This is a genomic window from Streptomyces sp. NPDC006265, assembly GCF_040613555.1.
Taxonomy (GTDB): domain Bacteria; phylum Actinomycetota; class Actinomycetes; order Streptomycetales; family Streptomycetaceae; genus Streptomyces.
In genome coordinates this window covers 1-1,337 of sequence record NZ_JBEXSH010001429.1, presented here as the reverse complement: position 1 = coordinate 1,337, position 1,337 = coordinate 1, and the positions used below count along the sequence as shown (strand labels likewise).

The following is a 1,337-nucleotide window of genomic DNA, read 5'->3' as shown; positions in this document are numbered from 1 at the left end:
GCCGAGGTCGTCGTCCCAGTTCGCGGACCAGGAAATCTTCATGTCCTTGCCGGTGGTCGGCGGACACTACCCGCGCGGTCCTGGACCGGGCGGGGCTGACGGACTGCTTCGAGGCCCATCTCGACGTCCATGGCGCTGGAGGCCGGTGGAAGCCCGCTGCCGAGGCCTACGCGTACGCGGTGCGTGCCGTCGGCGTGGCGGCCGGTGCGGTCATGCTGGTGTCGGTGCACCCATGGGACATCGATGGTGCCGCCCGGGCCGGTCTGGCCACGGCGTGGCTGCGGCGCGGGCGTGACCCCTACCCAACGTCGCTGCTGACCGCGGAGCGGGAGGCCGACGGGGTGGCGGACCTGGCCCGCATGCTGGGGGAGACCACGCCTGGCTGATCGACGACGCAGGCACTGCATGGACGGGAAACGTCGCACGACCGCTCAGGCACGGCGGTCTCTGACCGTGACCGGTCTGGTTCTGTCGGTCCATGGCGCTGGATGCTCAGGCTTCGGCGCTGCCCGGTCAGGATCCGACGGCCTCCCTGGCTCCTCCAGCGCCGTCGGAACCTTCCGAATCCGTCCCTGGCGTTCAGACGTTCCCGCTGCGGTACGACCGTGTACCTGGGCCCCTCGGCGGATGCTGCGCCGACGTGAAGCACACCGAACCGTATCGCCGCCGAGCCGGCCAGCGGCGCAAGCACCCCGTGCCGGCCGCGAGCAGCCGGACCCGGCCCTCCGCCCGTCGTGGGCGGCCCGCGATGGCCGCCGGCACCGCGCCCCCCGCCGTGAGTCCCTCGGCCAGCTGCGTCAGAAGTCGCGGCTTGCCCTCGTCGTACGGCTCGGCCGCGAGCCCCATGTGTCCGGCGGCGGTGAAGACTTCGAGGTCTTCATGCCCGGGACCTCCCCGGTCACGACTCGTCGCTCTCGTCCGCCTCGCCCGGACCGGCCCGTACCAGCTCGATGCGGTGCCGCTGCCATTCGGTGGCGGGCATCTCGATCCGCTTGCCGAAGTACCACCGGCTGAGCGCGTTGCGCAGGCGGTGCTTGTGGAACCAGCGCCAAACCTCCGTACCGTGTGCCCGTGGCCGTGGCTCGTCACGCACGAGGATGCGGTAGGCCTCGACCGGCGGAAGCAGCGTGCGTGCCTGCTGGTAGCCGCCGTCCGCGTTCTGCCGCACCTCGGCGGTCGCCAGCCCTTCCAGTAGACGTCGGCGGTCGGCGGCCTGCAGCCCCAGGCACGCCCGTTTGGTGGCGTGGTACGCCAGGAACGGCACCAGGAAGAGGGCGGTGCGGAGGGTGTAGGTGATCACTTCCAGTGGGATGCGGAAGACGAGCGTGATCACGTCC

Annotated in this window: 1 protein-coding gene and 1 pseudogene; one reads left to right on the top strand and one right to left on the bottom strand. The window is 71.4% G+C overall.

Annotated elements, in window-relative coordinates; translation table 11 throughout:
• Positions 1–386: HAD family hydrolase (locus ABZ281_RS49510; RefSeq protein WP_356665426.1), on the top strand; the 386-nt coding region annotated here is incomplete at its 5' end.
• A 512-nt stretch (positions 387–898) separates the two neighbouring features.
• Here the strand turns inward: ABZ281_RS49510 and ABZ281_RS49505 are convergent.
• Positions 899–1,337, bottom strand: a pseudogene (locus ABZ281_RS49505) (ubiquinol-cytochrome c reductase cytochrome b subunit); the annotation flags it as partial.